The 23,622-nt window shown below is 71.5% G+C and carries 20 protein-coding genes and 1 pseudogene; 14 read left to right on the top strand and 7 right to left on the bottom strand.

Features of this window, described 5'->3' with window-relative positions; all coding sequences use genetic code 11:
• The first annotated feature begins 32 nt into the window (after nt 1-32).
• The 7 genes and pseudogenes from ACF09C_RS16760 (at nt 33) to ACF09C_RS16730 (ending at nt 10,556) form a co-directional block, all read left to right on the top strand.
• Nucleotides 33-995, top strand: a complete 963-nt coding sequence (locus ACF09C_RS16760) for a 2-hydroxyacid dehydrogenase (protein ID WP_392092186.1) — start codon at nt 33-35, stop codon at nt 993-995.
• 419 nt (nt 996-1,414) lie between these two features.
• Nucleotides 1,415-4,286, top strand: a pseudogene (locus tag ACF09C_RS16755) (putative bifunctional diguanylate cyclase/phosphodiesterase).
• A 220-nt stretch (nt 4,287-4,506) separates the two neighbouring features.
• Nucleotides 4,507-6,384, top strand: coding sequence for an acetolactate synthase large subunit (locus ACF09C_RS16750; RefSeq protein WP_362410521.1), 1,878 nt, complete (start codon nt 4,507-4,509; stop codon nt 6,382-6,384).
• A gap of 32 nt (nt 6,385-6,416) precedes the next feature.
• Nucleotides 6,417-6,941, top strand: coding sequence for an acetolactate synthase small subunit (gene ilvN, locus ACF09C_RS16745; protein ID WP_215065241.1), 525 nt, complete (start codon nt 6,417-6,419; stop codon nt 6,939-6,941).
• A 119-nt stretch (nt 6,942-7,060) separates the two neighbouring features.
• Entirely contained in the window at nt 7,061-8,062 is a 1,002-nt protein-coding gene (gene ilvC, locus ACF09C_RS16740; protein WP_392092185.1) for a ketol-acid reductoisomerase, read from the top strand.
• Nucleotides 8,063-8,299: 237 nt separating this feature from the next.
• Entirely contained in the window at nt 8,300-9,889 is a 1,590-nt protein-coding gene (serA, locus tag ACF09C_RS16735; RefSeq protein WP_392092184.1) for a phosphoglycerate dehydrogenase, read from the top strand.
• Nucleotides 9,890-9,977: 88 nt separating this feature from the next.
• Nucleotides 9,978-10,556 (top strand): TetR/AcrR family transcriptional regulator, encoded by a 579-nt coding sequence (locus ACF09C_RS16730; RefSeq protein WP_392092183.1) that lies wholly within the window; start codon nt 9,978-9,980, stop codon nt 10,554-10,556.
• Between the two features lie 12 nt (nt 10,557-10,568).
• Here the strand turns inward: ACF09C_RS16730 and ACF09C_RS16725 are convergent, their stop codons facing one another.
• From ACF09C_RS16725 to ACF09C_RS16715, 3 genes are read right to left on the bottom strand one after another with little or no spacing between them, the layout of a single operon-like run.
• Complete coding sequence (locus tag ACF09C_RS16725) at nt 10,569-11,747, bottom strand: DUF1266 domain-containing protein (RefSeq protein ID WP_392092182.1); 1,179 nt, start codon at nt 11,745-11,747, stop codon at nt 10,569-10,571.
• Nucleotides 11,738-12,886 carry a DUF1266 domain-containing protein gene (locus tag ACF09C_RS16720; protein WP_392092181.1) on the bottom strand — a complete coding sequence of 383 codons (1,149 nt, stop codon included), beginning with the start codon at nt 12,884-12,886 and terminating at the stop codon, nt 11,738-11,740. Before ACF09C_RS16720 ends, ACF09C_RS16725 begins: the two co-directional genes overlap by 10 nt.
• 37 nt (nt 12,887-12,923) lie before the next feature.
• Nucleotides 12,924-14,111 carry a PucR family transcriptional regulator gene (locus ACF09C_RS16715; protein WP_392092180.1) on the bottom strand — a complete coding sequence of 396 codons (1,188 nt, stop codon included), beginning with the start codon at nt 14,109-14,111 and terminating at the stop codon, nt 12,924-12,926.
• Between the two features lie 182 nt (nt 14,112-14,293).
• Between ACF09C_RS16715 and ACF09C_RS16710 the strand changes: the two genes are divergently transcribed.
• The 3 genes from ACF09C_RS16710 (at nt 14,294) to ACF09C_RS16700 (ending at nt 17,234) form a co-directional block, all read left to right on the top strand.
• Nucleotides 14,294-15,220 (top strand): proline dehydrogenase family protein, encoded by a 927-nt coding sequence (locus tag ACF09C_RS16710; RefSeq protein WP_392092179.1) that lies wholly within the window; start codon nt 14,294-14,296, stop codon nt 15,218-15,220.
• A 30-nt stretch (nt 15,221-15,250) separates the two neighbouring features.
• Nucleotides 15,251-16,882: an L-glutamate gamma-semialdehyde dehydrogenase gene (gene pruA, locus ACF09C_RS16705; protein ID WP_392092178.1), complete on the top strand. Its 1,632-nt coding sequence runs from the start codon at nt 15,251-15,253 to the stop codon at nt 16,880-16,882.
• Nucleotides 16,883-16,997: 115 nt separating this feature from the next.
• A complete protein-coding gene (locus ACF09C_RS16700) occupies nt 16,998-17,234 on the top strand; it encodes a hypothetical protein (RefSeq protein WP_392092177.1) in 237 nt (78 codons plus the stop codon).
• On the opposite strand, the gene ACF09C_RS16695 is transcribed toward ACF09C_RS16700, so the two are convergent.
• Nucleotides 17,224-18,165, bottom strand: coding sequence for an alpha/beta fold hydrolase (locus ACF09C_RS16695; RefSeq protein ID WP_392092176.1), 942 nt, complete (start codon nt 18,163-18,165; stop codon nt 17,224-17,226). The two genes, ACF09C_RS16700 and ACF09C_RS16695, sit on opposite strands and share 11 nt — an antisense overlap.
• 111 nt (nt 18,166-18,276) lie before the next feature.
• On the opposite strand from ACF09C_RS16695, the gene ACF09C_RS16690 reads away from it, so the two are divergent.
• Entirely contained in the window at nt 18,277-18,819 is a 543-nt protein-coding gene (locus tag ACF09C_RS16690; RefSeq protein ID WP_392092175.1) for a GNAT family N-acetyltransferase, read from the top strand.
• A 71-nt stretch (nt 18,820-18,890) separates the two neighbouring features.
• Here ACF09C_RS16690 and ACF09C_RS16685 read toward each other — a convergent pair whose 3' ends face one another.
• Genes ACF09C_RS16685 through ACF09C_RS16675 form a run of 3 tightly spaced genes read right to left on the bottom strand, consistent with a single transcriptional unit; the run spans nt 18,891 to nt 21,047 of the window.
• On the bottom strand, nt 18,891-19,649 hold the full coding sequence (locus tag ACF09C_RS16685) for a hypothetical protein (protein ID WP_392092174.1): 759 nt from the start codon (nt 19,647-19,649) through the stop codon (nt 18,891-18,893).
• Nucleotides 19,646-19,987 carry a PadR family transcriptional regulator gene (locus ACF09C_RS16680; protein ID WP_392092173.1) on the bottom strand — a complete coding sequence of 114 codons (342 nt, stop codon included), beginning with the start codon at nt 19,985-19,987 and terminating at the stop codon, nt 19,646-19,648. Before ACF09C_RS16680 ends, ACF09C_RS16685 begins: the two co-directional genes overlap by 4 nt.
• 49 nt (nt 19,988-20,036) lie before the next feature.
• Nucleotides 20,037-21,047 (bottom strand): NADP-dependent oxidoreductase, encoded by a 1,011-nt coding sequence (locus tag ACF09C_RS16675; RefSeq protein WP_392092172.1) that lies wholly within the window; start codon nt 21,045-21,047, stop codon nt 20,037-20,039.
• 101 nt (nt 21,048-21,148) lie between these two features.
• Between ACF09C_RS16675 and ACF09C_RS16670 the strand changes: the two genes are divergently transcribed.
• The 3 genes from ACF09C_RS16670 to ACF09C_RS16660 all read left to right on the top strand — a co-directional run bounded on the left by ACF09C_RS16670 (nt 21,149) and on the right by ACF09C_RS16660 (nt 23,593).
• The gene (locus ACF09C_RS16670) at nt 21,149-22,039 is read left to right on the top strand and encodes a LysR family transcriptional regulator (protein ID WP_392092171.1); all 891 of its coding nucleotides are present in this window, start codon (nt 21,149-21,151) and stop codon (nt 22,037-22,039) included.
• A gap of 240 nt (nt 22,040-22,279) precedes the next feature.
• A complete protein-coding gene (locus tag ACF09C_RS16665) occupies nt 22,280-22,414 on the top strand; it encodes a hypothetical protein (RefSeq protein WP_362410475.1) in 135 nt (44 codons plus the stop codon).
• A gap of 138 nt (nt 22,415-22,552) precedes the next feature.
• The gene (locus tag ACF09C_RS16660) at nt 22,553-23,593 is read left to right on the top strand and encodes a 3-isopropylmalate dehydrogenase (RefSeq protein WP_392092170.1); all 1,041 of its coding nucleotides are present in this window, start codon (nt 22,553-22,555) and stop codon (nt 23,591-23,593) included.
• The last annotated feature ends 29 nt before the right edge of the window (nt 23,594-23,622 follow it).

The following is a 23,622-nucleotide window of genomic DNA, read 5'->3' as shown; positions in this document are numbered from 1 at the left end:
GCGGCCGGGATTCTTCGCATAGCCTCCCGGTCATGACACTCGATGAGACGACCGCTGACGTGTGGCTTCCGATTCCCGCGGACGAGATCGAAGGGCTTCCCGACCCGGGCGCGTCGGGCCTGAACTACCGCTTCTGGGACGGTGGTCCCGACTTCCCGGCCGATCCGGCGCGGTGCGCCTTCTACGTGGTGCCGTACATGAAGGGCATGGAGATCGCCGTCCGGCCGCTCGCCGCGATGAGCTCGGTCCGCGTCGTCCAGACGCTGTCGGCGGGAACCGACCATGTGACGCCCGGAATCGGCGCGCTGGGCCCGGGGGTCGACCTGTGCAACGCCAAGGGCGTCCACGAGGCCAGCACCGCCGAACTCACCCTCGCCCTGATCCTCGCCTCGCTGCGCGGCATCCCCGGGTTCGTGCGCGGCCAGGAGAAGGAGGAGTGGCGGGCCGGTTTCTACCCCGCGCTCGCGGACAAGTCCGTGCTGATCGTGGGGTACGGATCCATCGGCGCCGCCATCGAGGACCGGCTCGCTCCGTTCGAGTGCGCGCGGGTGGTGCGCGTCGCGCGCTCCGCCCGCACCACGGAGCGCGGTCCCGTCCACCCTCTGACGGAGCTGCCGGCCCTCCTGCCGCAGGCCGACGTGGTGGTGCTCTCCACTCCGCTCACGCCGGAGACCAGGCATCTCGCCGACGCGGGCTTCCTCGCCCGGATGAAGGACGACGCCCTTCTGGTGAACGTCGCCCGGGGTCCCGTGGTGGACACCGCCGCGCTGCTCAAGGAGGTCGAGACCGGCCGGATCACCGCCGCGCTCGACGTGACCGACCCCGAACCCCTGCCGCCGGGTCACCCGTTGTGGCACGCTCCCGGTGTTCTGGTGAGCCCCCACGTCGGCGGTTCCACATCGGCGTTCATGCCGCGGGCCAAGCGGCTGATCGCCGCCCAGCTCACCCGTTTCGTGGCGGGGGAGCGGCCGGCCAACGTGGTGCTGACCACCTGACCAGGCGCCCGGGCCCGCGCGCCCCCTCGGTGCGCCTCTCGCGAGCCCCTGGGCCGTCACGGAGAGTACAGCAACCCTGTCCCTGAGTGACGGTCCTGGTGTATCGTCCCGAAGTGGGGGGCTGCGTCGAGTACGAGCTGACGCCGGGGAGCGAAGTGACGGGTCATCAGATTCCGAGGGGGGCGACGGGTGATGTACGGCCGATGGACCGACGATCCGACGCGGCGGGGCCGCCGTCGACGACCCTCGCCCGCGACGACGGCACCGGGCAGCCCTCGCACGGCGGCCACCTCCGAGGGCCGGGCGGGACCACCGCCCTGCCCGCCCAGACCGACCGGCGCAGCGCCGACGCGGCCCCGGGCACCGATCGCGTTACCGTCCCCTCGCGTACCGACGCCCACGGAAGGCCGGCGGGGGCGATGACCGCCCCCGGTGCCCTGATCGAACGCGGGCGTGTCGCGGGCCCGGGCAGGGCCGCCGCCGGACCGGGCCCGGCCCGGCCGGGACCCGCGCGCTCCGGGTTCCCCGTGATCGTCACCCAGGTCGTCCTCGGGCTCATCTGCGCGGGGTACGCGACCGGCGCCGCACTCGGCTGGGGCTCCGAGCGACTCGCCCTGATCATGGGCGACTTCGGGCTCAGCGCCGCCGCCCTGGCCGCGGCCGTCTCCTGCCTCCTCTACGCGCGCGTACACGAGAGCCGCTTCCGCCCCGCCTGGCTGCTCTTCGCCTTCTCCTCGGGGATGGCCGCCGCGGGGAACGCGGTCTGGGGGTGGTACGAAGTCGTGCTCCGCCAGGAGGTACCGAGCCCCTCGCTCGCCGACGTCTTCTTCCTGCTCTTCGCGCCGCCCGCGATCGTCGGCCTGCTCGTCCTCGCCAAGAAGCCCGTCACCCGCGCCGGTTGGGTCTGCCTCGCCCTCGACGCCTGGCTCATCGGCGGCTCGCTGCTCACCCTCTCCTGGAGCCTCGCCCTCGCGCACACCGCGCACTTCGAGGGCGAGAGCGTCGCCAGGGCCGCGCTCACCCTCGCCTACCCGCTGCTCGACATCGTTCTCGTCAGCATGGTCCTGGCCCTGCACTTCCGCCGCTCGCAGCTGAACCGGTCGGCCATCAACACCGCCATCGCCGCCCTCGCGCTGACCGTCCTGTGCGACGCGCTCTTCACCTCCCCGCTGCTCCGCGAGAACTACACCTCCGGCCAACTCCTCGACGCCGGCTGGTTCGCGGGCTCGCTGCTGCTCGCGTACGCCCCCTGGGGAGCGAGCCGCACCTCGCCCGCCCCGGGCTCCGCCGCGGCGCGCGCAAGCCGCCACCACAGCCGCCCGATCGCGGGCTCGCTGGCCGCCCTCACCCCGTATCTCGCCGCCGCCGTCTGCACGCTCGGCATCCTGTACAACGTCGTCGAGGGACGCAGAGTGGACCGCGTGGTCGTCCTCACCGGCTGCACGGTCGTGCTCGCCCTGGTCGTCCGCCAGGGCATCATGCTCCTCGACAACATCGCCCTCACCCATGAACTGGCCCAGCAGGAGAACCACTTCAGGTCCCTCGTGCAGGGTTCGAGCGACGTGATCATGATCGCCGCGCCGACCGGCATACTCCGGTACGTGAGCCCCGCCGCGTCCGGGGTCTACGGCCGGGAGGCCGAGGACCTGATCGGCGAGGAACTCGCCTCGCTCATCCACCCCGAGGACCTCGGCGGGGTCGTCCACGAGGTCCGGCGATTTCTCGCCACTTCTCCCTCCGAGGAGCCGACCACCCGGATCGAGTGCCGCTTCCGCTCCGGCCGCGGCGACTGGCTCAACGTCGAGTCGACGGTCAACCGCCACCAGGGCGGGCTGATCTTCAACAGCCGGGACGTCACCGAACGAGTACGCCTCCAGGCCCAGTTGCAGCACAACGCGGAGCACGACCCGCTCACCGACCTGCCCAACCGCGCGCTGTTCACCCGGCGCGTCCGCAAGGCGCTCGCGGGCCGCCGCGCCTCCGACCCCGGCACCGCCGTGCTCTTCATCGACCTCGACGGCTTCAAGGGCGTCAACGACCGCCTCGGCCACCAGGCCGGGGACGAGCTGCTCGTCCAGGCCGCCCGCCGCCTCCAGGACTCCGTACGCGCCGGCGACACCGCCGCCCGGCTCGGCGGCGACGAGTTCGCCGCGCTCATCCTCGGCGACGGCTCAGGGGATCGCGTGGCCCGCGAGTGCCAGGTCCACGAGATCGCCGACCGGCTGCGCCTCACGCTCTCCCAGCCGTACCGCGTCGACGGCGGGAACGAGGTGCGGGTCGCCGCCTCCATCGGCGTCGCCTTCGCCGAGCCCGGCATCAGCGCCGGGGAGCTGCTGCGCAACGCCGACCTGGCCATGTACCGGGCCAAGGCCGCGGGCAAGGACCGGGTCGAGATGTACGCCCCGCAGATGCAGGCGGAGGTCGTACGCCGCACCGAACTGGCCACCCGGCTGCGCACCGCGCTCGACGACGGCGAGTTCGCCCTGCTCCACCAGCCCGTCGTGGACCTCGCCACCGGCCGGATCACCGCCGTCGCCGCCCAGGCCCGCTGGCGCTCCGCGCAGGGCATCCTCTTCACCCCCGCCGAGTTCCTGCGGGTCGCCGACGACGGCGAGCGGATCGCCGAGCTCGGGCGCTGGCTCCTGGAGCACGCCGTCGAGCAGGCCGCCGAGCGCGCCGAGCTCGGCCACCCGACCCCGGTCTCCGTCCGGCTCCCCGCCCGCAGGCTGCTCGACCGCTCCCTGCCGCTCGGCTCCGTCGAGGCGCTGCTGACCCGCCACGGGCTCCCCTCGGGCTCCCTGATGATCGAACTGGCCGACAGCGACCCCCGGGTCTCCTTCGACGACCTGGAGCAGCGTCTGGTGGCCCTGCGCAGGCTCGGCGTACGGATCGCCCTCGACGGCTTCGGCAGCGGCTACGCGGCGATCAACGCGCTCCGCCGCCTCCCCGTCGACGTACTGAAACTGGACAGAGGGCTCGTCGAGGGGGTGGTCGAATCCGCCCGTCTCCGTAAGATCACGAGCGGACTGCTCCGCATCGCCTCGGACCTCGGGCTCCAGTCCGTGGCCGACGGCGTGGACGTCCCCGAGCAGGTCCTCGCCCTGCGCACCATGGGGTGCACCCATGGCCAGGGCATGGCCTTCTCGGGCCCGCTCGACGAGTACCGGCTGCGCCGCGCGCTCGTCAGGGACGAGTACCCGCTCCCTGGTGGGGCGGCCGTTCCGGTCGGGGAGAGGCTCCCCGCGTCCCCCGATCCGCTCAAATAATGAGACGCCCGTCCCACCCACTTGACACTGGTAGTGGGTCGGGGGGAGGGTCAGTGCCATGCGCACCCGAATTCTCGTACTTGGAAAGCGCGTCGGCTGAAGCAGGGCCTGAAGGCCCGGCTTGAACGCACCCGACGCGCTCCCCTCGCTTGCCTGACGGCACGAGGGGTTTTTTGTTGCACCGGCTCACCCCAAACTCTGGCAAAACCCCCGCAAAGACCCTCTGCTTCGAGAAGAGAATGCTGATGACCGAGCAGGCCACCGGGCACCATCCGCAGCCGCGGACCCGTAACGGCGGACAGTCCGCCACCATCGTCGAGCACGTCACGGGTGCGCAGTCCCTCATCCGTTCTCTCGAGGAAGTAGGGGCCGACACCGTCTTCGGCATTCCGGGCGGCGCCATCCTGCCCGCGTACGACCCGATGATGGACTCGCAGAAGGTCCGCCACATCCTGGTCCGGCACGAGCAGGGCGCGGGCCACGCGGCCACCGGCTACGCCCAGGCCACCGGCAAGGTCGGCGTGTGCATGGCCACTTCGGGCCCGGGGGCCACCAACCTGGTCACCCCGATCGCCGACGCCCACATGGACTCCGTCCCGCTGGTCGCGATCACCGGTCAGGTCGCCTCGAAGGCCATCGGCACGGACGCCTTCCAGGAGGCGGACATCTGCGGCATCACGATGCCGATCACCAAGCACAACTTCCTGGTCACCAAGGCCGAGGACATCCCGCGGACGATCGCCGAGGCCTTCCACATCGCCTCCACCGGCCGTCCGGGCCCGGTCCTGGTCGACATCGCCAAGGACGCCCTGCAGGCCAAGACGGTCTTCAGCTGGCCGCCGCAGACCGACCTGCCCGGCTACCGCCCGGTGACCAAGCCGCACGCCAAGCAGATCCGCGAGGCCGCCAAGCTGATCGCCGCCGCCAAGCGGCCGGTCCTGTACGTCGGCGGCGGTGTCCTGAAGGCCGGCGCCACCGCCGAGCTGAAGGTCCTCGCCGAGCTCACCGGCGCCCCCGTCACCACCACCCTGATGGCGCTGGGCGCGTTCCCCGACAGCCACCCGCTGCACGTGGGAATGCCGGGCATGCACGGTGCGGTCACCGCCGTCACCGCGCTGCAGAAGGCCGACCTGATCGTCGCCCTCGGAGCCCGCTTCGACGACCGCGTCACCGGCAAGCTGGACAGCTTCGCCCCGTTCGCCAAGATCGTCCACGCCGACATCGACCCGGCCGAGATCGGCAAGAACCGCGCCGCCGACGTTCCGATCGTCGGTGACGCCCGCGAGGTCATCGCCGACCTGGTCCAGGCCGTCCAGGCCGAGGCCGCCGAGGGCAACAAGGGCGACTACACCGCCTGGTGGAGCGACCTGAACCGCTGGCGCGAGACCTACCCGCTCGGCTACGACCTGCCGGAGGACGGCAGCCTCTCGCCGCAGCAGGTCATCCAGCGCATCGGCCAGCTCGCCCCGGCCGACACCATCTACGCGGCCGGCGTCGGCCAGCACCAGATGTGGGCCGCCCACTTCATCGACTACGAGAAGCCGGCCACCTGGCTGAACTCCGGCGGCGCCGGAACGATGGGCTACGCCGTCCCCGCCGCCATGGGCGCCAAGGCCGGCCTGCCGGACCGCCCGGTCTGGGCGATCGACGGCGACGGCTGCTTCCAGATGACCAACCAGGAACTGGTCACCTGCGCGCTCAACAACATCCCGATCAAGGTCGCCATCATCAACAACGGCGCCCTCGGGATGGTCCGCCAGTGGCAGACCCTCTTCTACAACCAGCGCTACTCCTCGACGGTCCTGCACGCCGACGAGACGGGCCACGAGGCGACCGGTTCCCAGGTCGGCGCCAGCACGGCGCCCCGCAAGGGCACCCGTATCCCGGACTTCGTGAAGCTGTCCGAGGCCATGGGCTGTGTCGCGCTGCGCTGCGAGGACCCGGCCGACCTGGACAAGGTCATCGAAGAGGCCAACGCCATCAACGACCGCCCGGTCGTGATCGACTTCATCGTCCACGAGGACGCCCAGGTCTGGCCGATGGTCGCCGCCGGCACCTCCAACGACGAGGTCATGGCCGCCCGGGGCGTCCGCCCCGACTTCGGCGACAACGAAGACGACTGAGACCGAGAGCCGTAGGAAGAGGTACGACGCACATGACTAGGCACACGCTCTCCGTCCTGGTGGAGAACACCCCCGGCATCCTCGCCCGGATCGCCGCGCTCTTCTCCCGGCGCGGGTTCAACATCGACTCGCTCGCCGTCGGTGTCACCGAACACCCCGACATCTCCCGCATCACCATCGTGGTGAATGTCGAGGACCTGCCCCTGGAGCAGGTCACCAAGCAGCTCAACAAGCTGGTGAACGTCCTGAAGATCGTCGAACTCGAGCCCAGCGCTGCGATCCAGCGCGAACTCGTGCTGGTGAAGGTCCGCGCAGACAACGAGACCCGCTCCCAGATCGTCGAGATCGTCCAGCTGTTCCGCGCCAAGACCGTGGACGTCTCGCCCGAGGCGGTCACCATCGAGGCCACCGGTTCGAGTGACAAGCTCGACGCGATGCTCAAGATGCTGGAGCAGTTCGGCATCAAGGAACTCGTGCAGTCCGGCACGATCGCCATAGGGCGTGGTGCGCGGTCCATCACCGACCGCTCCCTGCGGGCGCTCGACCGCAGCGCCTGACCGTCAACCCCGGCCGGCCGCCGTCCACCGCGGCGGTCCGCCAGGCGAGACCCAAAAACCTTCCTCCCGCTCCCCGCCGTACGGTGGGACGCAACACCAGCACATCAAGGAGATTCCCAGTGGCCGAGCTGTTCTACGACGCCGACGCCGACCTGTCCATCATCCAGGGCCGCAAGGTCGCGGTGATCGGTTACGGCAGCCAGGGGCACGCCCACGCGCTGTCGCTCCGTGACTCGGGTGTCGACGTCCGCGTCGGCCTGCACGAGGGCTCCAAGTCCAAGGCGAAGGCCGAGGAGCAGGGCCTGCGCGTCGTGACGCCCGCCGAGGCCGCGGCCGAGGCCGACGTCATCATGATCCTGATCCCGGACCCGATCCAGGCCAAGGTCTACGAGGAGTCGATCGCCCCGCACCTGACCGAAGGCAAGGCCCTCTTCTTCGCGCACGGCTTCAACGTCCGCTTCGGCTTCATCAAGCCCCCGGCCGGCGTCGACGTCGCGCTCGTCGCCCCCAAGGGCCCGGGCCACCTCGTCCGCCGTCAGTACGAGGAGGGGCGCGGCGTCCCCGCGATCGCGGCCGTCGAGAAGGACGCGACCGGCAACGCCTTCGCCCTGGCGCTCTCCTACGCCAAGGCCATCGGCGGCACCCGTGCCGGTGTCATCAAGACGACCTTCACCGAGGAGACCGAGACCGACCTCTTCGGCGAGCAGGCCGTCCTCTGCGGTGGCGCCAGCGCGCTGGTGAAGGCGGGCTTCGAGACCCTGGTCGAGGCCGGCTACCAGCCGGAGATCGCCTACTTCGAGTGCCTGCACGAGCTGAAGCTCATCGTCGACCTCATGTACGAGGGCGGCCTGGAGAAGATGCGCTGGTCCGTCTCCGAGACCGCCGAGTGGGGCGACTACATCACCGGCCCGCGCATCATCACGGACGCCACCAAGGCCGAGATGAAGCAGGTCCTCGCGGAGATCCAGGACGGCACCTTCGCCCAGAACTGGATGGACGAGTACCACGGCGGTCTGAAGAAGTACAACGAGTACAAGACCCAGGACGAGAAGCACCTCCTGGAGACCACCGGCAAGGAGCTGCGCAAGCTCATGAGCTGGGTGAACGACGAGGAGGCGTAAGCCTTCTCGGGGCGGGCCGGACACTGTGTCCGGCCCGCTCCACTTGCTTGGACAGGCCGTCCAACCACGGACGGGTGATCCTGCCAACGAGGCGCAAGAATCGCGCCAACGCACCACTACACTGCTCAACAACATTCGCGTTCAGGCCCACAGCGTCGTGCGCTTTCACGCGGCAAGCCCCCTCCACCGCCTGCGGCCGTCGGGACGGCCGTCCGCACTGGATCTGTGAGGACTCACGTGAGCTCGAAACCCGTCGTACTCATCGCTGAAGAGCTGTCGCCCGCCACCGTCGACGCCCTGGGCCCGGACTTCGAGATCCGGCACTGCAACGGCGCGGACCGCGCCGAGCTGATCCCCGCCATCGCCGACGTGGACGCGATCCTGGTCCGCTCCGCGACCAAGGTCGACGCCGAGGCCATCGCCGCCGCCGGCAAGCTCCGCGTCGTCGCCCGCGCCGGTGTCGGCCTGGACAACGTCGACGTCTCCGCCGCCACCAAGGCCGGCGTGATGGTCGTGAACGCCCCGACCTCCAACATCGTCACCGCCGCCGAGCTCGCCTGCGGCCTGCTCGTCGCCACCGCGCGCAACATCCCGCAGGCCAACACCGCGCTGAAGAACGGCGAGTGGAAGCGCTCCAAGTACACGGGCGTCGAGCTCAGCGAGAAGACCCTCGGCGTCGTCGGCCTCGGCCGCATCGGCGTCCTGGTCGCCCAGCGGATGTCCGCGTTCGGCATGAAGATCGTCGCGTACGACCCCTACGTGCAGCCGGCCCGCGCCGCCCAGATGGGGGTGAAGCTGCTGACCCTGGACGAGCTCCTGGAGGTCGCCGACTTCATCACCGTGCACCTCCCGAAGACCCCGGAGACCCTCGGTCTCATCGGCGACGAGGCGCTGCACAAGGTCAAGCCGTCCGTCCGGATCGTCAACGCCGCGCGCGGCGGGATCGTGGACGAGGAGGCGCTGTACTCGGCGCTCAAGGAGGGCCGGGTCGCGGGCGCGGGTCTCGACGTGTACGCCAAGGAGCCCTGCACGGACTCCCCGCTCTTCGAGCTCGACCAGGTCGTCTGCACCCCGCACCTCGGCGCGTCCACGGACGAGGCGCAGGAGAAGGCCGGTATCGCGGTCGCCCGTTCGGTGCGGCTCGCGCTCGCCGGTGAGCTGGTCCCGGACGCGGTCAACGTCCAGGGCGGTGTCATCGCCGAGGACGTCAAGCCCGGTCTGCCGCTCGCCGAGAAGCTCGGCCGGATCTTCACCGCGCTCGCGGGCGAGGTCGCGGCGCGGCTCGACGTCGAGGTGTACGGCGAGATCACCCAGCACGACGTGAAGGTGCTCGAACTCTCCGCGCTCAAGGGCGTGTTCGAGGACGTGGTCGACGAGACCGTGTCGTACGTCAACGCCCCGCTCTTCGCCCAGGAGCGCGGTGTCGAGGTCCGGCTCACGACCTCCAGCGAGTCCCCCGACCACCGCAACGTGGTCACCGTGCGCGGCACCCTGGCCAACGGCGAGGAGGTCGCGGTCTCCGGCACGCTGGCCGGCCCCAAGCACCTCCAGAAGATCGTCGCCGTCGGCGACTACGACGTGGACGTGGCGCTCGCCGACCACATGGTGGTGCTGCGCTACGAGGACCGCCCGGGTGTCGTCGGCACCGTCGGCCGGATCCTCGGCGAGGCCGGTCTGAACATCGCGGGCATGCAGGTGGCGCGCGCGGAGGAGGGCGGCGAGGCGCTCGTCGTGCTCACCGTCGACGACACGGTCCCGGCGGCGGTGCTCGCGGAGATCGCGGCCGAGATCGGCGCGGCGTCGGCCCGTTCGGTCAACCTGGTCTGATCGGGTTCCAGGGCTCGTAGCGACACCCGTACCCGGCCGCTAGACAAGCGTCTTACACGACTGTCTAGCGGCCGGGTACAGTGCTGTCATGGGACACAAGGAAGACCTGCTCGAAGGCGCCAAACGCTGCCTCCTGGAGAAGGGGTACGCCCGGACCACGGCCCGCGACATCGTCGCCGCCTCGGGCACCAACCTCGCCTCCATCGGCTACCACTACGGCTCCAAGGACGCCCTGCTCCAGCAGGCCTTCCTGGCGCTGACCGAGGAGTGGGGCAACCGGGTCGGCCCCGCGGGGAGCGGTGAGGACAGGAAGACGCTGCCGGCCGACCCGTACGCCCGCTTCCACGCGGTCTGGGAGCAGGTGATCGGCGCCGCCGAGGCCAGCCGGCCGGTCTGGAAGCTCCAGACGGAGGTCGTCACCCGCCTCGACGACGACGAGAAGCTCCGCGAGGCCATCAAGGACCCCCAGCGCGAGGGCCGGTTGGGCATGGCGGAGGTCTTCCTCGGCCTCGACCCCGAGGCGGACCCGGAGAAGGCCCGGGTCGCGGGTCTCCTCTGTCAGGCGCTCGCCACCGGTGTGATGATCCAGTGGATGGTCGACCCCGAGACGGCCCCCACGGCGGAGGACCTGACCGCCGGGCTCAAGGTGCTGATGGGGGACCAGTAGCGCCGACCCGGCTCAGCGCCACGGGATGTTCCGCCACGGGCTGCCCTCGTGCTCCGTGAGGGCGCGGTGGGCGGCCACGTTGTCCTCGTGGTACGGGCCGTACTCCTCGCCGTCGAAGCGCAGGACACGGCCCAGCGCGTACCCCGCCGAGTACTCCTCCCACGACCCGTAGGCCGAGCGGGCGAGCGCCCCCGCGTGCACGATCGCCTGCTCGGCCTCCGGGGGCGCGCAGAAGCGGGCCGTCAGGCCCCACCGGGCCACGTTCACCGCGCGCCCGTAGTCGTAGGCGACCGTCTTGCGCACCCGCCCGTCCGGCGGCAGCAGCCCGTCGGCGCGGAACCGGGCCTCGTAGCGCAGGACGCGGCGCACCAGCTCCTCGATCGCCCGCACCGTCACCGGGCTCGCGCCCAGGTCCTGGGCGTGTCCCGCGGCCGTCTCGCGCCACTCGTCCGGGGAGGGGACCGCGCCGCGGGCGACCCGCAGCTCCTCGCGGACCCGGAGGACGAAGTCCGGCTCCGGCGGGCTGTTGCGCCCGTCGAGCAGCGCGTCCAACTGCGTGCGCCAACCGGCCCGTTCGGTGACGCCCCACCCCTCGCGGAGGGTGTCGAGAATGATCGTGTACCCCATGTAGGCCGTGCCCACGTCGTTCCACGGGACTCCGTTGCCGAACGCCAGATGGGTGCCGCAGGCCAGACCGAAGGCGAGCGGCCCGTGCAGCGGGCCGTTGCGCAGGGCGACGAACCGGTCCTTCGTGCTCCGCTCCTCCTCGGCGTACGCGCGCAGCCACCAGGCGCGGCGGTCCGGGGTCGCGGACAGCAGAAGCTCGCCGGGGGTGCCGCCGTTGACGGCGAGCAGGACCCGCGGGTCGCGCCACTCGAACTCGGCGATCCTGCGCAGGGTCACCTGGTGGAACACCCACTCCGGGTGCCAGGGCGGCAGCATGCCGCGGGTGAGCACCGGCCGGACGCGGAGCCCCTTCGGCGCCGGCTGGCTGCGCCACCAGATGCTGTCCGGGTCGGCGTCGACCTCCGCCTTGGGAGCGCCGATGAAGAGTTCGGCACCGGCGAGGGCCCGGAGCTGCGCCCTGAGGTCGCCGCTCAGGACCGCCTCGTGCAGCAGCTGTTCGGTCTCGGACGGCGGGATCCACGGGGCGGCGTGGTCGGTGCGGGAGCGGCGGAAGTTCATGACCATGGGATGTTCCGGTAGGGGCTCGACGGGTCCTGGACGAGGGCGTGGTGGACGGCCAGGGACTCCTGGTACATCGGCTCCGGGTCGCCCTCGTCGAAGTGGATCAGCCGGGCCAGCAGATAGCCGAGCGAGAACTCCGTCCAGGAGCGGTAGACGGGCCGGGCCGCTTCGAGGACCTGGAGCACGGACCTCTCGGCCTCCTCCGGATCGAGGTAGCGGGCGCCGAGTGCGAGCCGTACGACGTTCACGGCCCGGCCGTGGTCGAAGGCGGCGAGGGTGTCGACCCGGCCGTCCGGCGGGAGCAGGCCGTCGACCCGGAACCGGTGCTCGTAGTGGGTGATCCGGCGCAGGAACTCGGCGGCCTCCGCCGGGTCCTCGCCGTAGCGGTCGTCCCGCTCGGCCGTCTCGGTGACCGCGGAGGCCCACTGCGCGGCCGTGGGCGGGCCGCCGAGACGGGCGGTGAGCCGGCGCCGGACCGCGAGGACGGACTCGGGGACCCGGCCGACGAGCCGGGTCGCGATCAGCGTCCGCACCTTGTCCCGGACGTCCGAGCGCCGGTGGACGGCCCAGGGGTGCCGCAGCCGGGAGACGTCGGAGGGGTAGTCCTCGTACTGGGCGCCGAGCCGGTTCCACACCAGGCCGTTGAGGACGGCGAGGTGCGCGCCGAGGGCGAGGGCGTGCGCGACCGACCCGCGCAGATGCTCGCCGGCGTGGGTGAGCAGCCGCAGCCGAGCGGGCCCGCCGGCGTGGGCCTCGGCCTCCCGCCAGGCCCGCCGGTCGCCGGACCTGGCCGGCAGGACGGTCGCGAACGGGGTGTCCGGGTTGACCACGAGCCGCCAACGGTCGTTCGGCCAGGCCGCGGCGAGCCGGCCGAGGGTGGTCTGCTTGAACACCCACTCCGGGTGCCAGGGCGGCAGCATGCCCTCCGTGAGGACCGGCACCACGGTGCGCAGGCCTGCCCTGTCGCGCTGGTGGGGGAGCGGCGGGCTGTGGCCGGGCACGTCGGCCTGCAGCCGGGGGAGGAGCACATAGAGGCGGGTCCGCGCGAGGGCGTCCAGGGCTGCCTCCCGGTCCCCGCGCTCACCGGCCTCGTACAGCAGCTGCTCGGTGTACGTCGGTGCCGTCCAACTCCCCGTGTCCATGGGGAGATCCTATGTACCGGTCCGACGCGGCCCGCTCTCAGAGCCTGGCGGCCTTGAGGGCCATGTGCAGCAACAGGCGGTCCTCGCCCGCGTCCAGGTCGAGGCCCGTCAGCTGTTCCACCCGGGAGAGGCGGTAGTAGAGGGTCTGCCGGTGGATGCCGAGGGCGGTCGCCGTGCGGCCCGCCTGGCCCGCGTTGTCCAGGAACACCTCGGCGGTGCGCGCCAGTTCGTGGTGCGCGGGGGCCAGCAGGGCGCGCACCGCGGGGTCGGGCTCGGCCGGCGGGAGGGCGGTGAGGAGGCGGTACGGGCCGAGGGCGGCCCACTCGGCGACCGGCCCCAGGTGCGGCTGGGCGCTCGCGGTGCGGGCGGCCGCGGTGGCCTCGCGCCATGAGACGTCCAGGTCCGCGAGCCCGCGGCGGGGCGCGGCGATCCCGGTGACGGCGCCCTCGCCCGCCGCGCCCCGGAGCCGCTCGGCGGCGGCCACCGCGGGCGCGAAGTTGTCGGCGGCCCGGAGGCGGACGAGCACGGCGAGGGCGCGGCCGCCGGCGGGGGTCCCCGCGCCGGCGCCCGGAGGCGGCGCCGCCGCGCCCGCCGGAGCGCGCCACGGCAGCGCGCACAGGACCGCGGCCCCCGGGACCGTACGGGAGGAGGGGCTGTCCTCGTCGGACCACGGCGCGAGGCACACCAGGGCGTGCAGGCCCTCCGCGTCCGCGCCCAGGGCCGACCGCAGGGCGGTGAGGGCCATGTCGTACTGCCAGCCGCGCTCGGCCGTCAGGGCGGCCCGCAGCTCGCGCGAGAGGTCGGCGCCCGCGCGCTCCTCGTCGGCGAGCAGGCCGCCGATCCGGGTGGCGACCTCCATGGCGGCGGTCAGCCGGTCGTGGGTGGGGCCGGGCTCGGCGTCGAGGAGCCAGACGTAGCCGAGGACGACGCCCCGATGGCGTACCGGCAGGCAGATGCGGTCCCGGAACACGCCCGCGTCGGGGGCGGCCGGGATGCGGACGGGACCGGTCGCCCGGGTGATGCCGAAGCCCTCGAACCAGGCGCGGACCGCCGGGGTCGACTTCCGGGTCAGGATCGACCGCGTTCGGACGGGGTCCATCGCCGTGTCGTCGTCGCTGTCGTGGGCGCCGAAGGCGATCAGCCCGAAGTCTCGGTTCTCCAGCGTCGCGGGGGCCCCGAGCAGCGCGGAGATCTCGTCCACCAGTTCTTGGTAATCGCCCTTCACGGCGCCATTCTCGCACCCCTTCAGACATATGTATGAGATGCCGCCCACGGATGCGTGACAGCTGTCGATGGCAGAGGATCGGAGCGATCCTTAGGTTTCACGGTGGTTCTCCGTGCTGTTCCCGATTCCTTACGGAAGATCGGTTACGGCACTCTTCGTCACCCTGCTTTCTGGAGGTCCCCGTGCTGGGTCCCGTGATCCTCGCCGCGTCCCGCAGCGACAAGATGCGCCGTTTCGTGTCGGCCGCGCCCGGGACCAAGCAGGTCGTCGACCGGTTCATCGCCGGCGAGACGGTCGACCACGTCATCCCGATCGTCCAGGACATCACCGGCCGCGGCCTTGAGGTCACCCTCGACGTCGTCGGCGAGGACATCACCACCGTCGAGCAGTCGTACGCCGCCCGTGACGCGTACCTGGAGCTCATCGGCCGCCTGAAGGAGCTGGGCCTCGGCGAGCGTGCCGAGATGTCCGTGAAGCTCTCGATGTTCGGACAAGCGCTTGAGGGCGGCCACGAGCTGGCGCTCGCCAACGTCCGCCCGGTCGTCGCGGCCGCCGCCGAGATCGGCACCACGGTCACCCTGGACGCCGAGGACCACACCACCCTCGACTCGATGTTCGCCATCCACGAGGAGCTGCGGAAGGACTTCCCGCAGACCGGATGCGTCATCCAGGCATACCTCTTCCGCACCGAGGAGGACGCCCACCGCCTCGCCGCCAACGGCTCCCGCGTCCGGATCGTCAAGGGCGCCTACAAGGAGCCCGCCTCCGTCGCCCTCCAGGACAAGTCGGGGATCGACAAGGCCTACGTCCGGATCATGAAGATCCTGATGGAGGGCGAGGGCTACCCGATGATCGGCTCGCACGACCCGCGCCTGATCTCGATCGGCCAGGAGCTCGCCCGCCGTGCGGGGCGCAAGCTGGACGAGTACGAGTTCCAGATGCTGTACGGCATCCGCAGCGAGGAGCAGAACCGTCTCGCCGCCGAAGGACACCGCATGCGTGTCTACACCGCGTACGGCACCGACTGGTACGGCTACTTCATGCGCCGCCTCGCGGAGAAGCCGGCCAACCTCCTCTTCTTCGTCCGCTCCATCCTCACCAAGGGCTGAGCCCACCACTCAAAAGGAGTTACGAGACTCATGGACGCTGTGACCCAGGTCCCCGCTCCGGTCAACGAGCCGGTGCACAGCTACGCCCCCGGTTCCCCCGAGCGCGCCCGTCTCGAGGTCAAGCTCAAGGAGCTGGCCGAGAACCCGCGCGAGCTGCCGATGACCATCGGCGGCGTCAAGCGCATGGGCGGCGGCGAGCGCGTCGACGTCGTGCAGCCGCACAACCACAAGTCCGTCATCGGCACCTTCGCCGGCGCCACCGAGGCCGACGCCCAGGACGCCATCGACGCCGCCCTGGCCGCCGCCCCGGCCTGGCGCGCGATGTCCTTCGACGACCGCGCCGCGATCATCCTGCGCGCCGCCGAGCTGCTCGCAGGCCCCTGGCGCGAGACGCTGGCCGCCTCCACGATGCTGGGCCAGTCCAAGACCGCGCAGCAGGCCGAGATCGACACCCCCTGCGAGCTCGTCGACTTCTGGCGCTTCAACGTGGCGTACGCCCGTCAGATCCTCGCCGAGCAGCCGCCGGCGAACTCCCCGGGTGTGTGGAACCGCCTCGACCACCGCCCGCTGGAGGGCTTCGTCTACGCGATCACGCCGTTCAACTTCACGGCCATCGCGGGCAACCTGCCCACCGCCCCCGCCCTCATGGGCAACGTGGTGATCTGGAAGCCGTCCCCGACCCAGACCCACTCCGCCGTGCTCCTGATGGAGCTCCTGGAGGAGGCCGGTCTGCCGAAGGGCGTCATCAACCTGGTCACGGGCGACGGCATCGCCGTCTCCGAGGTGGCGCTGAACCACCCCGACCTGGCCGGCATCCACTTCACCGGTTCCACCAAGACCTTCCAGCACCTGTGGAAGACGGTCGGCACCAACATCGAGAAGTACCGCTCCTACCCGCGGATCGTCGGCGAGACCGGCGGCAAGGACTTCGTCGTCGCCCACCCGAGCGCCGACCGCGCGATCCTGAAGACCGCGCTGACCCGCGGCTCCTTCGAGTTCCAGGGCCAGAAGTGCTCCGCGTCCTCGCGTGCGTACGTCCCGGCCTCGATCTGGAACTCGGGCTTCAAGGAGCAGTTCGCGGCCGAGGTCGACGGCATCACCATGGGTGACGTCACCGACCTGTCGAACTTCATCGGCGCCGTCATCGACGAGCGTTCGTTCGCCAAGAACAAGGCCGCGATCGACCGTGCGAAGGCCGACGCGTCCTGCACGATCGTCGCCGGTGGCACCTACGACGACTCGGATGGCTACTTCGTCCGTCCGACCGTCATCGAGTGCACCGACCCGGAGAACGAGGTCTTCACGACCGAGTACTTCGGCCCGATCCTCGCCGTCCACGTCTACGAGGACGAGAAGTACGAGGAGATGCTGGCGCAGATGGAGTCGGTGTCGGCGTACGCGCTGACCGGCTCGATCATCGCCGGTGACCGGGCGGCCGCGGCCGACGCGATGGAGAAGCTCCGCTTCGCCGCGGGCAACTTCTACATCAACGACAAGTCGACCGGCGCCGTCGTCGGCCAGCAGCCCTTCGGCGGCGGCCGCGCCTCCGGTACGAACGACAAGGCCGGCGCCCCGCAGAACCTGATGCGCTGGACGCTGACCCGCGCGATCAAGGAGACCCTGGTCCCGCCGACCGAGTACGGCTACCCGCACATGGGCTGATGCCGTAGCTCCCCCCGAACACCGCCCCCCTCCTCGGTCCCCCAACTGAGGACGGGGGCGGTTCTCATTCGGCGGGCTTACGCTGCTGGGAGGGGGCTCGGTGAGGAGGTAGGCCATGCCTGGTTCGACGACACTCGGCCCCGGGCACGGGGTCGACGCGATCGAGCACCAAGACGCGGTGCGGATGGCAGCCCTGATGAAGGAGCTGTACCGGCTGATGACCGAGCCGGGATCCGACCGGCTCACGGACGCGCAGGTCGCGGCCCTGCGTGCGGGTGACGGTCTCCATCGTGAGGGCTTCACCGACTGGGTGGAGCGCATGACCCGTGACCTGGAGAAGGCTACGGCCTGACGGGGACACGCCGTGCGAGGAAGTCCCCGATCAGCGAGGCGATCGCCGGCGCGTGGGTCTCCAGGGCGAAGTGCCCGGTCGGGAGGAGGTGGACCTCCGCGTCCGGGAGGTCGCGGAGGAAGGCCTTCGCGCCCGCGGGGACGAAGACCTCGTCGCCCTCGCCCCAGACGGCGAGCAGCGGGACCCCGGTGGAGCGGAAGTAGTCGTGGAAGGCCGGGTAGAGCGCGAAATTGGAGCCGTAGTCCGCGATCAGGCCGAGCTGGATCTCGTCCTGGCCGTCCCGTGCCATGAGAGCGGCGTCGTGGTACCAGGCGTCGGGGCTGAGCAGGTCGCGGAAGTCGGCCGGGACGCCGGTCTCGTACTGCCACCTGATCCCGTCGAGGGAGCGGATCGCGCGGACCGGCTCCTCGGTCTCGGGGGTGCGCTCGGCGATCAGCGCGAGGACGGGCGCCCAGGCGTCGGCGCCGAGGCCCTCCTCGTACGCGTTGCCGTTCTGGGTGACGATCGCGGTGACGCGCTCGGGGTGGGCGAGGGCGAGGCGGAGGCCGATCGGGGCGCCGTAGTCCTGGATGTAGATCGCGAACCGGTCCAGGCCGATGGCCTCGGTGAACTCCTCGGTGACGGCGGCGAGTTCGGCGAAGGTGTAGTCGAACTCGGCCGCCGAGGGCGCCGCGCTGCGGCCGAAGCCCAGGTGGTCGGGGGCGATGAGACGGAGGGGGCCCCTCCCTGCTCGAGCGGAGCCGAGAGCTTGGGGGACGTCGGCGAGGCGCGGGATCAGGTCGCGGAACATGTGCGAACTGGTCGGGAAGCCGTGCAGCAGGAGCAGTACGGGCGCGTCGGCGGGCCCCGCCTCCCGGTAGAAGACCTCGTGGCCCCGGACGGTGACCGTGCGGTGGTGGACCTGCTGCACCTGCTGCTCCGCGCTCGCCATTTCTAACCCCCTGGAGTGACGTGAGTGGTTACGAGAGGAGTCAAGCAGGGGTTGATCTAACCTGTCAATAAATCTTTAACGGTTAGTCAGGGTGGTGGGCACACTGGGGGCATGACGGACTCTCTCCACACCGCCCCCACCGACGAACTCGGGCCCCAACGGCTCCATGCCGTACGGGAGATGCTCGACGCCGCGTTCGGCGGGGGATTCTCGGACGAGGACTGGGACCACGCCCTCGGCGGCGTCCACGCCTGGGTCGAGGACGAGCGCGGGGTCGCCGCGCACGGCAGCGTCATCATGCGGCGCGTGCTCCACGACGGCCGGTCGTACCGCGTCGGCTACGTGGAGGGGGTCGGGGTGCGGGGAGACCGGCGCAGGGAGGGGCTCGGCGGGCGGGTGATGGCCGAGCTGGAGCGGGTGATCGACGGGGCGTACGCGTTCGGCGCGCTGTCCGCCTCCGACGACGGGGCCGCGCTCTACGCGGCGCGGGGCTGGCGGCTCTGGGAGGGCCGGATCGAGGCGCTCGGGCCCGAGGGGATCGTCCACCTGCCCGAGGAGGAGGACTCGACCTACGTGCGGTCGGCGGGCGGCCGGCGGCTGCCGGGCCCCGCCGCCGCGCTCGTCTTCGACTGGCGCGACGGCGACGTGCTCTGAGGGGCTGGGGCCTGTCCGGCGGATCAGGGCCGGACAGGCCCTAGGCGCGGGTCAGGGTTTCGGCGGTGCGGTCAGGGCTTCGGCGGTGCGGTGGGCGCGGCGTCCGCGGCCCGGGCTGCCGCCGCCGCGGCGACCTCGCCCCGTGCCGTCTCCAGCCTCGACGTGACCACGGAGGACACCAGGGCGCCCAGGCCCATGCACAGCATGACGTACCCCGGCAGGCCGAGGGTCAGGGCGGCGGCGGCCGAGAGCAGCATCCAGCAGCCGAGCAGCGCCTTGCCGCGGCGGCTCAGGAAGAGCCACTGGGTGGGCGTGGCGGGCAGGGTGTCCAGGGCGCCCGCCGGGCCCGCGCTGGCGGCCTTGGGTCGCTTGAAGTAGCCGTACACCATCCACTCGCCGCACAACTCCCAGCCCTCCGGCGAGAGTTCGGCGAGCACCTGGTCCTTGCGTCGACCCCTGATCACCTCGCGCCGGTACTCCCAGCGCAGCGCCTGTCCCGGAGCGCGGCGGCAGACGAAGCGGCCGACGGAGTCCAGCGACTCGACCTCCCACCCCTGGTCGCCGTGGATCGCCAGCATCCGCCGGTCGTTGAAGAGGTCCGCCGTCCACGTCCAGTTCTCCGCCGCCTCCTCGGGCGCTCCGGGCGGCGGTACGACACCGCCGAGCTGCGCCGCGAACTCGGCCGCGGGGCCGAACTCCTCCACGGCGGCCGTCCCCGTCTCCGCCAGGTGCGCGCGCAGATCGGCCACGGTCGAGGCGATCTGCTCCGCCGGGACCCCGGCCGTGCGCAGGGCCTCGGCCAGCTCCTCGAAGTAGGTGTCGGTCGTCATGATGTCGTTCCCCCTGGGTGCAGCATGGTCTGTACGGCGTGGTGGAAGTCCAGCCAGGCCCCGCTCTCGGCCGCGAGCTCCTCGCGGCCCCGCTCGGTGAGCCGGTAGTAGCGGCGCCCCGGTCCGCGCTCGGCGGCACGGAACTCGGCCTCGACGAAGCCGGCCTCCTCCAGCCGGTTCAGTACCGGATAGAGCGTGCCGCCCTTGATCTCGCCGAGCCCGGCCCGGCCGAGCGCCTTGGCGATCTCGTACCCGTAACTCTCGCCGTCGGTCAGACAGGAGAGGACGAGCAGGTCGAGGACTCCCTTGAGCCAGCTGGATCTGCGGTCTGCGGCCATGGCTGCATTCCATCACCACCTAGGTAGGAATGCAATCTAGGTGGGGCGGCTAGCTGGATCGGGCCACCAGCATCTTGCCGGTGTTCTCGCCGCGCAGCATCCCCAGGAAGGCCTCGACGATGTGCTCGAAGCCGTCGGTGACCGTGACGTCCAGCGGCAGCCGTCCGCTGCGCAGATGCGGGACAGCGAACGCGTACAACTCCTCCTGCGCGTCCGCGTGGTCGCGCACCAGGAAGCCTTCGAGTCGGAGGCTCTTCTCGACCAGGTCGAAGAGGTTGCGCGGGGCCGGCGGGGGAGTGGCGAGCGAGTGGTACTGGGCGACGGCGCCGACCCAGGCGATCCGGCCGTGCTCGCGCAGCGCGGCGATCGCGGCCTCCAGGTGGTCCCCGCCCACCCCGTCGAGCACGGCGTCGACCCCGCCCGGGGCCGCCTTCGCGAGCAGCTCCGTCACCGGTCCGTCGTGGTAGTCGAAGGCGGCGTCGAAGCCCACCTCCTCCGTCAGGTACGCGACCTTCCGCGCCGAACCCGCGCTGCCGACCAGCCGCCCCGCGCCGAGCAGTCGCGCGAACCGCCCCGCGGCCGTGCCGACGCCACCCGCGGCGGCCGAGACGAACAGGTCCTCGCCCGGCTTCAGGCGCGCGATCCGGGTCAGGCCGACGTACGCCGACAGGCCCGTACCGCCCAGGACACTCAGGTGCGCGGCGAGCGGAACGCCGTCGAAGTCCGGGACCGCGCGCACCTCGTCCGGGGCGAGGACGGAGTGTGTGCGCCAGCCCTTGCGGTGCAGGACCAGGTCGCCCGGGGAGAGCGCGGGGGTGCGGGAGTCGACGACCCGGCCGAGGGTGCGGCCCTCCATGGGGGAGCCGAGCGTCCACAGGAAGTCCCCGTCCATCGCCTCGCGGTGGTACGGGTCGACGGACCACAGGAGGTTCTCGATCAGCGCGGTACCGGGCGCCGGATCGGGCACGGGGGACTCGACGAAGGCGAAGTGGCCGGGCGTGGGGAAGCCCTCGGGGCGGGCGGTCTGGTGGACGGTGATCATGGTGGCGTCGTGCGTCATGGGGGAGACCGTAGGAAGGAATCCGGAGGCCGGGCAGTAGGTTGCTTCGATGGGTCCGCCCGATCCATCGATGTCGCTCATAGTCCGAGGTGAGAGCTGTCATGACCGACCTTGCGCCGCACGAACTGCGCATTCTCGTCGCCGTCGGGAGCGAGCGCGGCTTCTCCGCGGCGGCCGCGGCGCTCGGCATGACCCAGTCCGCCGTCTCGCACTCGGTGCGGACCAGCGAGCGGAAGCTCGGCGCGGTCCTCTTCGAGCGGGGGCGCACCGGAGCCACGCCCACCCCCGCCGGGGAGCGGGCCATCGCCCACGCGCGGCGGGTGCTGCGGCTCCTGGAGGTGATGGGCGCCGAGGTGCGCGCGGCGGCGGGTGGCGCCGCCGGGTCCGGAACGGGCACGGTCGCCGGGCCCCTGCGGATCGCCGCCTTCCGCAGCGCCGCGCTACGGCTGCTCCCGCCCGCCCTGGAACGGCTCGCGGCCCGGCACCCGGGCATCGTCCCGGAGGTGCGGATCGTCCGGGAGGTGGGGCGCGGGACGGCCGGCGAAGTCCTCGACGGGCGGGCCGACCTGGGCATCGCGACGATCGGGACGACCTCTCCCGTACCGCCGGAGCTGGTGGGCGGCGTGCTGGTCGAGGAGGGGTACGCGCTGGTGCACCCGGCCGGGCACGCGGCGCCGCGCACGCTGCCGCTGGTCGACTGGGTGGAGAACTGCACGTCCTACACCCGCCGGTGGTGGACCGAGCAGGACTGGCTGCCCGCGGCGACCGTCGAGGCCGAGGACGACGGAGCCGTGCTCGCGATGGTCAGCAGTGGCTTCGGCATGGCCGTGATGCCGGAACTCTCCCTGATCGGAGCACCGCCCTCGGTGGAGATCGCCGATCTCGGTCCGGCCCGCCCGACCCGGTCCGTCGGCTACGTCACCACCCCTGAGCTGGCGAAATCCCTCGCGGTGCGGGCGCTCATCCGGGAACTGCGCGCCGGCGCGGGCTGATCGGAGCCGCGGAGCCGTCTCAGATAGTAGGAAGTCCGAGTAATTGTGGAGACAGATGAGGGTGGCTGTCCTAGCTTTGTAGGAGCCGAACGTCTCGCTCCATCAGCGAATGGCGGTCGTGAGCGCGCTGCCCCTTGTGCAGGCAACCCCTGCGGGCCCGCTCCCCGCCTCTTCCGGCGCCTTCGATCACCACTGAGCTCCGCTCTCGGAGCACCACTGATCTCGAGGAGTCGATCCCCCATGGCCGCTGAGACCGCCCGCCGAGTCCGTCACTCCGTCGCCCGTCCGGGCGCCGACGACGCCCGCAAGAACGCCGCCGCCGCCCTCCAGCGCGCCCTCGACCGCCGTGACAACGGCGGGTCCACGGGCCACTGACCGGAGCTGCCCGACCTGACCCGACCTGCCCGCGCGCCGTCGCGTCCGCCCGGCGTCACCGGCGGGCGCAACGCGCCACGGCCGTCCGCATCGTGGACGATGAGTGTCAGACGATGGGACGAGGAGTAGGGTGCCGACATGTCTCACAGCATCAATCTCGCAGTCATTCCCGGCGACGGCATCGGCCAGGAGGTCGTGGCCCAGGGCCTCAAGGTCCTCGCTGCCGCGCTTCCGCAGGATGTGAAGCTGGAGACGGAGGAGTACGACTTCGGCGCCAAGCGCTACCACGCGACCGGTGAGACCCTCACCGACGCCGACGTCGAGGCCCTCAAGAAGCACGACGCCATCCTGCTCGGCGCGATCGGCGACCCGTCGGTCCCGTCCGGCGTGCTGGAGCGCGGCTTCCTGCTGAAGCTCCGCTTCCTCTTCGACCACCACGTCAACCTGCGGCCGTCGAAGCTGCTCCCGGGCGTCTCGACCCCGCTCAAGGGCGCGCCCGAGATCGACTTCATCGTGGTCCGTGAGGGCACCGAGGGCCCGTACACCGGCAACGGCGGCTCGATCCGCACCGGTACCCCGCACGAGGTCGCCACCGAGGTCTCCGTCAACACGGCCTTCGGCGTCGAGCGCGTCGTCCGTGACGCCTTCGCCCGCGCCCAGGCCCGCCCGCGCAAGAAGCTGACGCTGGTCCACAAGAACAACGTCCTGGCGTACGCCGGTCACCTCTGGACCAACATCTTCAACAAGGTGGCCGAGGAGTTCCCCGAGGTCACCACCGACTACCTGCACGTGGACGCGGCGACGATCTTCCTCGTCACGCAGCCCGAGCGGTTCGACGTGATCGTCACCGACAACCTCTTCGGCGACATCATCACGGACCTCGCCGCGGCCGTCTCCGGCGGCATCGGCGTCGCCGCCTCCGGCAACATCAACCCGAGCGGCGAGTTCCCGTCCATGTTCGAGCCCGTCCACGGCTCCGCGCCCGACATCGCGGGCCAGGGCAAGGCCGACCCGACGGCCACCGTGCTCTCCGTCGCTCTCCTCCTGCGCCACCTCGGCTACGAGACCGAGGCCGGCCGCATCGAGGCCGCCGTCGCCGCCGACCTGACCGAGCGCGGCGACTCCGTCCGTACGACGGACGAGATCGGCGACGCGCTCGCGGTACGCGTAGCGAGCTGACCCGCCGACTGAACGCCACACAGCCGCCG

Source organism: Streptomyces sp. NPDC014870 (assembly GCF_043081505.1).
Classification (GTDB): domain Bacteria; phylum Actinomycetota; class Actinomycetes; order Streptomycetales; family Streptomycetaceae; genus Streptomyces.
The sequence above is the reverse complement of the archived record's forward strand: the minus strand, read 5'-3'. Positions and strand labels throughout refer to the sequence as shown.

Coding starts and splice junctions, on each gene's coding strand:
- ACF09C_RS16760 (WP_392092186.1), top strand. CDS start 33: ATGACACTCGATGAGACGACCGCTGACGTGTGGCTTCCGATTCCCGCG.
- ACF09C_RS16750 (WP_362410521.1), top strand. CDS start 4,507: ATGACCGAGCAGGCCACCGGGCACCATCCGCAGCCGCGGACCCGTAAC.
- ilvN (WP_215065241.1), top strand. CDS start 6,417: ATGACTAGGCACACGCTCTCCGTCCTGGTGGAGAACACCCCCGGCATC.
- ACF09C_RS16730 (WP_392092183.1), top strand. CDS start 9,978: ATGGGACACAAGGAAGACCTGCTCGAAGGCGCCAAACGCTGCCTCCTG.
- ACF09C_RS16725 (WP_392092182.1), bottom strand. CDS start 11,747: ATGGTCATGAACTTCCGCCGCTCCCGCACCGACCACGCCGCCCCGTGG.
- ACF09C_RS16720 (WP_392092181.1), bottom strand. CDS start 12,886: ATGGACACGGGGAGTTGGACGGCACCGACGTACACCGAGCAGCTGCTG.
- pruA (WP_392092178.1), top strand. CDS start 15,251: ATGGACGCTGTGACCCAGGTCCCCGCTCCGGTCAACGAGCCGGTGCAC.
- ACF09C_RS16700 (WP_392092177.1), top strand. CDS start 16,998: ATGCCTGGTTCGACGACACTCGGCCCCGGGCACGGGGTCGACGCGATC.
- ACF09C_RS16695 (WP_392092176.1), bottom strand. CDS start 18,165: ATGGCGAGCGCGGAGCAGCAGGTGCAGCAGGTCCACCACCGCACGGTC.
- ACF09C_RS16690 (WP_392092175.1), top strand. CDS start 18,277: ATGACGGACTCTCTCCACACCGCCCCCACCGACGAACTCGGGCCCCAA.
- ACF09C_RS16685 (WP_392092174.1), bottom strand. CDS start 19,649: ATGACGACCGACACCTACTTCGAGGAGCTGGCCGAGGCCCTGCGCACG.
- ACF09C_RS16680 (WP_392092173.1), bottom strand. CDS start 19,987: ATGGCCGCAGACCGCAGATCCAGCTGGCTCAAGGGAGTCCTCGACCTG.
- ACF09C_RS16675 (WP_392092172.1), bottom strand. CDS start 21,047: ATGACGCACGACGCCACCATGATCACCGTCCACCAGACCGCCCGCCCC.
- ACF09C_RS16670 (WP_392092171.1), top strand. CDS start 21,149: ATGACCGACCTTGCGCCGCACGAACTGCGCATTCTCGTCGCCGTCGGG.
- ACF09C_RS16665 (WP_362410475.1), top strand. CDS start 22,280: ATGGCCGCTGAGACCGCCCGCCGAGTCCGTCACTCCGTCGCCCGTCCG.
- ACF09C_RS16660 (WP_392092170.1), top strand. CDS start 22,553: ATGTCTCACAGCATCAATCTCGCAGTCATTCCCGGCGACGGCATCGGC.